General features: G+C 36.6%; 6 protein-coding genes. 3 read left to right on the top strand and 3 right to left on the bottom strand.

Annotated elements, in window-relative coordinates; translation table 11 throughout:
* Positions 1–293 precede the first annotated feature (293 nt).
* The 3 genes from B3297_RS03415 to B3297_RS03405 all read left to right on the top strand — a co-directional run bounded on the left by B3297_RS03415 (position 294) and on the right by B3297_RS03405 (position 3,595).
* Positions 294–572, top strand: coding sequence for a hypothetical protein (locus B3297_RS03415; protein WP_286778441.1), 279 nt, complete (start codon positions 294–296; stop codon positions 570–572).
* A 249-nt stretch (positions 573–821) separates the two neighbouring features.
* Positions 822–1,742, top strand: coding sequence for a hypothetical protein (locus tag B3297_RS03410; protein ID WP_286778440.1), 921 nt, complete (start codon positions 822–824; stop codon positions 1,740–1,742).
* 59 nt (positions 1,743–1,801) lie between these two features.
* Complete coding sequence (locus tag B3297_RS03405; protein ID WP_286778439.1) at positions 1,802–3,595, top strand: ATP-dependent nuclease; 1,794 nt, start codon at positions 1,802–1,804, stop codon at positions 3,593–3,595.
* A gap of 275 nt (positions 3,596–3,870) precedes the next feature.
* Here the strand turns inward: B3297_RS03405 and B3297_RS03400 are convergent, their stop codons facing one another.
* Genes B3297_RS03400 through B3297_RS03390 form a run of 3 tightly spaced genes read right to left on the bottom strand, consistent with a single transcriptional unit; the run spans position 3,871 to position 8,545 of the window.
* Complete coding sequence (locus B3297_RS03400; RefSeq protein WP_286778438.1) at positions 3,871–4,977, bottom strand: hypothetical protein; 1,107 nt, start codon at positions 4,975–4,977, stop codon at positions 3,871–3,873.
* A gap of 15 nt (positions 4,978–4,992) precedes the next feature.
* Positions 4,993–7,506 carry a S8 family peptidase gene (locus B3297_RS03395; protein WP_286778437.1) on the bottom strand — a complete coding sequence of 838 codons (2,514 nt, stop codon included), beginning with the start codon at positions 7,504–7,506 and terminating at the stop codon, positions 4,993–4,995.
* 43 nt (positions 7,507–7,549) lie between these two features.
* Positions 7,550–8,545, bottom strand: coding sequence for an AAA family ATPase (locus tag B3297_RS03390; protein ID WP_286778436.1), 996 nt, complete (start codon positions 8,543–8,545; stop codon positions 7,550–7,552).
* Positions 8,546–8,950: the final 405 nt, after the last annotated feature.

Here is an 8,950-nt window from a genome sequence, read left to right as displayed (position 1 = left end):
ACGTTTAGGACGCAAGTGTTTTAAAATAATTGAATTTAGCATATTGTTTTAGATAGACTAGTTTGTTAACTTCACAGAAATACAAAATTTTAGTAAAGGCCATATTGTAAAAATTATGAAGGTAAGCTAGCCGCTATTGATGACATAAATTTTAAATCCATAACAATTATTCGTAAGAATAAACTTGTGAAGAAATATGGAGAAACAGATAAGGCTTTGGGGATAGTGATCGTCTCGGAGGTTCCGGAAAACTCTCCCAATGTAAAAAAGTAACTTTAGAATTGAGAGTAATTATGCCCGGATTAAAAAATAAGTTATCTCTTCATGAAGCAATAGTGATTGCGCTTATAAATATTAATAAGGAAAATTTTAGTGCAACCTTTGAAGAAATCGCTCAATATTTAGAAAAATACAACCTTTTTGGAGACCGAAAAGGTAATATATCATTGCTAAAACAGATAGAACTAAGAACCACAAAATCTAAAGGTGCTTATTTATATCTTTTTAAGCAGATCGATGAATCTTCAATACAACTTTGTCTTACTTCCAAATCTACAATTCTTAAAAATTAAGTAATTCAATAAATGATAAATTTTCGAAATAATTGGATCGAGTTTGATTGCCCTAATTGCAAATATAGTATCTCTATTATGCTACAATCAATACAATTAGAAGAGTTGTGCTATTGCCACAACTGTAAAGAAAGTATCAAACTTATTGATAGCAATGCTAATCTACGTCTTAACAAAAATATGATTGAACAGGAATTTAATAAACTAAAAAAACTATTTAAATAGATGTATTATAACCATAACCTACGTGTGAATCTGAAAGAATGGAGAAACAGACTTATAAAATCAAGCTATGAGCAATTTGATAACTTCCATAAATATTTCTTTGATAAAATTGAAAACATTCCTACTTTATATTCGTACATCTCAGCTAGTCCTTTTGTACCTAAACAAGGTGCTTTTACTAATTTAAATCTTTATTATCGAATGAATCCAAGTTTTGAAAATGAAGAACACGAGGCAGTATATAAGTATTATCTAATAAAACATCTAGTCTCCCAGTCAAAGATTACAGAGTATACGATGGATTTAGTAGGTGCATCAGATTATAAGCAGTCTTTAGGAAATTACGTTGAGGAATTTATAGACCCAATTACCAATTATCTGCACGACAAATTGGACGAAGGCAGTTCAGTATTATACTTGCTTGAAAAATATAAGTTACGTACCGAATGGTTTTTTAAACAAAAGTTGGCTTGTCTATATAATGATCATAGTCATATTGGAGAAAATAAGCTGGAAGAAGACCTACGTTTATATTTATACGACCAAGGTATCGACTATCCGTTTTCTACACCATTGTCTGCTTCCGGTAGGGCAGATATAGTAAGCATGTTACATACTGACGACCCTTTAGTTTTAGAGATCAAAATCTATGACGAAAGCAAAAATTACAAAAAAAACCGTATAGCCGAAGGCTTTTCTCAAATTATAAAATATGCTAATGACTACCATAAACAGGTTGGTTATCTGGTAGTATTTAATTTAGACGCTGTAAACTTTGAATTTCAGTGTGAAGAAAACGAAAAAAATTGGCCAAATAGAGTCATTTTCGAAGGTAAGACCTACTATATTATTGTGATTAACCTCAACAGTGATAAAACAGCTAGTAAGTCGGGAAAAATAAAAAAAGTGTCTATAACCTTAGATGATCTTACTTTACAAAAGTAATCTTGTAATTCATAGATAACAAGCTAAAATCATATTATTAACCTATTTTAAAGTAAAAAATGGCAAAAGCAAAAAAAGCCGAAGAAATTTCATTAGTTTCAGTCAATCCGGACGTTCCCAAACCTAAACTTACAAAATTAATAATAAAAAATTATCGTTGCATTGGATCAACTTCCGTCCAACTAGATCTAAATGAAATCGTTGTATTAGTTGGAGCAAATAATGTTGGCAAAAGTTCAATTCTAAGAGCTTATGAATTAGCGATGTCACAAGGTTCGGCAAAAGCCGATTTAAGTATCGAAGATTTTCCAAACAATAAAATAGATCCAGATAACCTACCTGAAATCGAAGTTCACACTCGAGTTTTTGATAATGCGCCAGGTGATAAATGGATTGAAACCCTTGACAATGGCGACTTAATTGTAAAAGAAAAATTCACTTGGAAAAATGTCGGGAAACCGATTAGACAAGGCTGGGATGTGGAACTCCAAGAATGGAGCGAGAATGTTCCTTGGGGCGCTCCAAATGTAGCCAATTCACGTAGACCCGAGCCGCATAAAGTAGACGCATTTGATTCCCCCGAAAAGCAAGCAAATGCCATTAGAGATCTTCTAATGCAGGCTTTAAATGAGAGGGTTAAAAATTATAAAACAACGAACCCTGAGGAAGGTGAAGAGGAAAATGACTATCAGAAATTATTAGGTCAAATAAAAAAATTGCAAAAAAAGATTCTCGATGAAGCCCAAGAACAGATTGACGAAGTCAACGCTGAATTGACCACTTTAATAAGTAAAGTATTTCCGAACTACAAGATCGATTTTGATGCAAAGGCTGAAGATAATTTGGATAAAGCAATAAATCTGTTTAAATCAGATGCTCAACTACTTATGGGGCCATCTGATGGGTATCTTAGCACAATCGATCGGCAAGGGAGTGGAGCAAGGAGAACTTTGTTATGGACTGCGCTTAAATTTATTTCTGAAAACAATCAAAAGTCGAAGCCTGACAGTGCTGTAACAAGACCTCATCTACTATTAATAGATGAACCAGAAATATGTTTACATCCAAATGCAATTAGAGAAGCTTGTAATCTATTGTATGAATTACCAGAAAATGGAAATTGGCAAGTAATGGTAACAACCCATTCTCCTATTTTTATTGATTTTGCAAAGGATAACACAACTATAATAAAAGTTGAGAAGGCTGATAATGGAGAAATTAAGGGAACTACAGTATTTAGACCCGATAAAGTTAATCTAGATGACGATGATAAAAGAAATTTAAAGCTTTTAAACTTATGTGATCCATACATGGCGGAATTTTTCTTTGGGGGCAAAGTCATAGTTGTGGAAGGAGATACTGAGTATACGGCATTCAACTATGTTAAACGGAAAAAACCTGATTTATATAACAATATTAATATAATTAGAGCCAGAGGAAAAGCTACTATTGTATCCTTAATAAAAGTGTTAAACCATTTCGGTTCGGACTATGCAGTACTTCATGACTGTGATAAACCTAGGATCACGACTAAAAAGGGACGGGAAATGGCGAATCCGGCTTGGGGTAATAACCCAAATATCTTAGAAGCTATAAATTCAAAACCTGATGGTACATCTACTAGACTCCTTGCTTCTTTACCAAACTTTGAAGAAGCTTATTTTGGTGATGTAGCTGATGAAGAAAAACCTTACAATGCTTTAAAGAAATTAGAAGAAAATGAGGGTTTCTTTGACACTGTAGAGACATTGTTAAAAGCCCTGATAAATTTTGAATCAGCTCCTCCAATAAATTGTACCGAATGGAATTCAATTGAAGAGTTAGAGGAAAGATTACAAGCTGTATTAGTATAAAATGCTACTGTGTGTTGATAAGACACTGTTTCATAAAGTGTGTAAGTTATAGAAATGCGGAGTTTGAAAGGACTTCGCATTTTTATTTACCGAGACTGTAAAGTAAACTGTGTCAGAGGAATAATTCAATAAGATTATTTATATTTAATTATCCAAACGATACGGTCATGAAAGAAAAAGACCCATTCGACTTTGAACGCTTCAACACATAAATCAAACTCACTGAAAGAATAAAGATAGAAAGCAATCTAACTTACTAATGCAATAGTACAAAATCATTTCGATAAAGGATAAAAAGTCATCAATCTGCCATTAGCATCAATATCAATGACAAAATAATCGCCCTGATAATAAACGGCTTTTTTACCATGCCGTTTAAATGGCCTTTTCTCTTTCTGAGAGAAATGTTTAGAAATCTCATCATGCACCAAATTCAAAACTATTTTAATCAAACGAATAATGGATTTATAATCATACTGGAAAGAGGTCTTGTCGGAGAAACGTTCTCCAAGCTGATTTTCATAGACATGTCTTGAAAAGATATGAATAAAACGTTCATAATCTAACCATATTGGATATTTTGTATTGGTCAAATTTAAACCTTCGAAAATTGCAGATATTTTGATGAGTTGTAGTAAAGCACTCTGATATTTTTTTTCGAGATTTTTAATATTCAGGGAAGCCTTTCTTAGTTCTCGATGTAAAATTTCAACACGCTTTTTCGTCCTTTTTTCGTTCATCTCTTTAAACCAATTCTCTTCTAATACACTTGCTCTACCCTGAAGGTATTTATTCTTTAAATAGTAATAATATATATAAGAATTGAGGTCGCCTGTGGCCGAGTCAACGAATAATCGATTATAATTTTCTTTATCTATTAATTTGCCATGTTTATCTAAGAGTAATGCTAAATATTGATAGTGCTCAAAAGGACATAATGCATAACCAGACTTAATTTTGTCCTCATACATAAATATACTGAAGCTATCAACGTCTGTATCGGAAAAATCAACATCAACTTTAATCGGCTTAGGTAATTCTTTTATCTCTCTCGAAGCAAAGCTATAATTATCTCCCAACGGATAATAGGTCAAACGCATAATCTCCGAAGTCGGAAACCCTATATTAAGAAGATTTGTTCTAAGGTCTTGATCTAACTTTTTCAACACATCTTCAAATTTGACAAAACCATGGGTTCGAGGTGTGGGTCCAAACGCAATAGATTTTTCAAATTCTCGACACTCATCTCGCGTGTAGACAAAAACGCCAACCAAATACTTCCCATACAGTCTATGACATTCAGTATCTGGAAAGAATTCTACACTGGCTGTATTACTATAACGACCACAGGAACAATAAATATCCTCCAACGAATATCTCATAAAGCCAATAATCTTTTAGAACAATGCAATTTGACTTTCCTGCTCCACCTCCACATTAACCTGTGCCATTAGCTCATACAAAGGGATCTCACCATTCAGCACCTCAAAACTTACGACAAAAGCATAAGGCACTTCCTCTTCAAAATCTTTTTCCCATCCTTTATGCCCAACAATGGCAAAAGAAAGTTCCTCAGGTAGATTGTATGATTTCACCGTTGCCCAATCTTTCTGATTAGCATTTGCTTGCCGTTTAATCCCCTTCACAATACCCCAATTAGGGTTTTCATCTATAGCCCAAGAAATCCGAGTAGGTTGATCAAACGGACCACCATCTTCTATCGTACCACCTGCTTCCAAGTTCTTTAATACTTCCTGTTTAAATGCTTCAAAGGGTTGCCCCATTGGAGCAGACTGCCAAGATAGCCACGAGGAGAGATAAGAATTAATCCGACGACGGGTACGTCTAATTTTAGCGGTATAACACAGCGATACCTCGATTAAAATATCATAATCTTCACCTTGTCGTCGAAGCGCCTCAGGTATCTGTATGGAATACAGATTGGCTTGTCCCGGCGAAATAGCCCCTGATGTTGTGAATGTAATCCGTCTTGCGGAGTTTTCCACCGCACGTTCGGCATTGGGTATACCATAGCCATAGTGTCTAATATCTTCGATTGATGGCCTATTGCGAACATGCTCGGGCAACCGTGCAGATTGGATAAGCAAAGCTTTATGAAATAACGTTTCTTTCCCTGGAAATTGTAAGACCAATCTTGCGAGGATATGGGACACTTTCGGCGCAGCAAAGGATGTACCGATGGAATCACGTGATACCCCCAAACCTTTGGATACAATTAATTCTGGACAAGTCTGATCTTTAACCACCATGTTGTCCCCACGCTTCTCCGTCACCCAGTCACCACCATATTCGACCAGTTCGGGCTTGATCGAGTTCCACATCCCCAACCCGCATCTGGAAAAAGAAGACACATGGTCTCTATCACCAAAAGACTTGTGATCATCATCTTCGTAAGTATCCAAACAAACTGATCCTACCGTGATGGAAAACAAACTTTGAGCAGGATCGGCAATGCGTGATGCATTCTCTAATAAATATGCTGGATAATCTCTGCCGGATAATCGGTGATTCTTTATACCTGGGTTATTTGGGTGAAAGCTTTCATCTTTGATATTTCCCGCCGAGACTACAAATATATGTCCATCTTCGTGTGTTAGTCTATCCAATGAGGCGGCCCATTGGGACATGTGTGTCGTGCGGCAAGCGACTCGATTGTTTATCGAGACATTAAAGACATGTGCATCTCCGAATGTGTCACATACATCTTCCATCAGTTGTGGCGGAAAAATGCGAGAAGAGAGCTGATTATCTCTGTTTAGCACCCTTGCATTATACAAATAACATGGGGGCTGATACATTCCTTTTGGTATTGTATTTCCATACAGCAGAGCACCGGCAACACGAGTGCCATGGCCACCGTTAACGACTTCATCGGCGACAGTATCGGGTATATCAGGAACGAAATTTCTAGATCTTTCTGTAAGCACTGCAGGTGCTAATAATCGATGTCCTTCCATAATACCACTGTCTACAACACATACCTTTGGCGCGTCTTCCAGCGGTGGAAAAACATCTATAGCCCACTCCTCTCCTTCTCCTTCTAATGCCACGGGGGAGTCTATCTCCGTCTTTTCAATCACCTCAAATACATACGGATAGTTAAGCACAAAATCTTTTAATACTGTTCCAGCTAGACGTACGCTAAAGCCAAAACTGTCTACCTCGGAAACGAAACCGCTGATGATCTCCGCATCATAGACTTCAAGAAAACGTTGTACATCTTCGTGCCTACTGAATTCAAAATCGTCTTTTTCTATCTCATATTGTTGATATCGATCTCTCCATCTTTCAATTCGCTGTTCATATCTTTCATCTGAATCTTCCCTATCTCTTGCAGGATACTCCGGCGCTTTCAAATAACAAGCGATCGACACATCTACGGTCAATATATCTTCGTCGCCTATCTGATCCCACCTTTTTTGCAACTCTTCAGAAAGAATCTGCTCGACACGCCAGTTCTGCCCCAGTACTATATCCCAAAGTTGAGCTGTATTAACTGCTTTGCCCTCTTCGACAAACTGCTTAATTTTCTTTTCAAGAGACTTAAATCCGTCTACACTCGCACCAATAATAAATCCTTCGTCCTCTTCGGCGATAATCTCTATACCGAACCCTTTCAATGCTTCAACATCAAATCCGTCAGGGTCGACTTGCAAGAATACTGGGATGATGTTTTCATCTAGATGAGGTAATCCTTTTTGCGCTCTTCCAACAAGTTCGTTTTGATACCGTTCCTTTACAGAGTTAGCATTGCCTCCTATAAACGCACCATGGTTTCTGTTATTGTTACGATTTTCTGCTGTTCTCGGATGCGGAGGTCGAGGAGTTTGTGGAAATTTAAAATCACCTTTAAAAGAATCTTTCAAGGGAAGATGTGGAAATTTGGGCATAAGTTAGTTGGTTAATTTAGGCTTACACGATATCCTTTACATATTACGTTTTATAGTTTTTATTTTCTTGCATGGATTGAAGGAAATGCGTCATATCTACTTCCTGTTTCCCACTAAGCACAGCGATTTTGGCAGCGTCGAAAGCTATTTTTACAATAAGCGCAGCGGAATAGTTCAATAAATCTTTGGAGAGCTCATTCCATTTCACTTCTTTGGCAACTTTGATAGCTCCTAACGTATTTTTAAGTATACGAGTTATTTCTTCATTGCCTGGCTTTGGCAATTCTATGATGTCATCGAATCGTCGGAATAACGCGGGATCTATCGTTCCTTGTAGATTGGTCGTTGCGATAACAATGCCGGGACCATCGAAATCTTCGAGAACGTTTAGTAAGATATTGACGACACGGTGCATCTCTCCTACGTCCTGTTTATCCCCGCGAGCTTTAGCGATAAAATCAAATTCGTCCAGTAGTAAGACACAAGGATAGGAAGCTATCGCTTCAAATATTTTTTTTAGATTACTAGCGGACTCACCAAGATAAGAAGATATCATCGCTTCAAAACGTACTTTCAAAAACGGTAAACCTGTATTCCAAGCTATACGCTCGGCACTCATGCTCTTACCGCAACCAGGCGCTCCGTGTAATAAAATGCGTCTTTTTGGCTTCAAGCCAAACGCCGCTAATCGTTCTCGAGCGACATATTCTTTTTCTATTCGTTGGATTTTCCCTTCTATATCCCCGGGTAGTACCATCTCGTGACGCAATGTTTCGCGCGGTATTTCTACCGCAAGTGGAATATTCTTTCTATTGTCAGTGGGAATCGCGATCGTCGAACCAAAGATATTTTTAAGTTCTCCTTTTAAAGATTGCGTTGATTGCACATTTCGCTTTAGAATACCGGTCAACCGCTCAGCCAATTTGCTATGCCCTTTCTTACGCTCGGCATCGATAATAGCATCTGCTACCTTGACGATATCATCGTTAGGTTCCCCTTCAATGGAGCGAAATAACCGAAACATTAAGTCTTGATTCATACCGTTATAAGCGTTTTTGTTTATTGTATCCTTATTAAATATACGAAATTGTTTATAGAAAATGCAAAGATAAGAATTACAGAATTGGAATGCTAGCCTTTAAGTCAAGTATTCCAGAGCAAACGCATCTAGTTTGTTTTGACCATTTTGATAATACAAAATCCAATAGCAATATATTTTTTATTATATATTCGAATTCCTTCTTACTGTTGCAGCTGTTTTTCCTCAACATCAAGTCGCTAGCTCCCACATAGAATATTTGAAAGATCCTTTAACAACAATTTTATTATGATTTTTAAGTTTTGTTATCAAATTGTGGACTTTCCTTTTCCGCTGCTTATCCTTAATCCAATCTGGCAATTTATTCCATTACAATGTTAATAGATAAATTGTGGACCTAGGAAT

Origin of the sequence: Sphingobacterium sp. UBA3519, assembly GCF_002377215.1 — a bacterium.
Lineage (GTDB): Bacteria > Bacteroidota > Bacteroidia > Sphingobacteriales > Sphingobacteriaceae > Sphingobacterium > Sphingobacterium multivorum.
The sequence above is the reverse complement of the archived record's forward strand: the minus strand, read 5'-3'. Positions and strand labels throughout refer to the sequence as shown.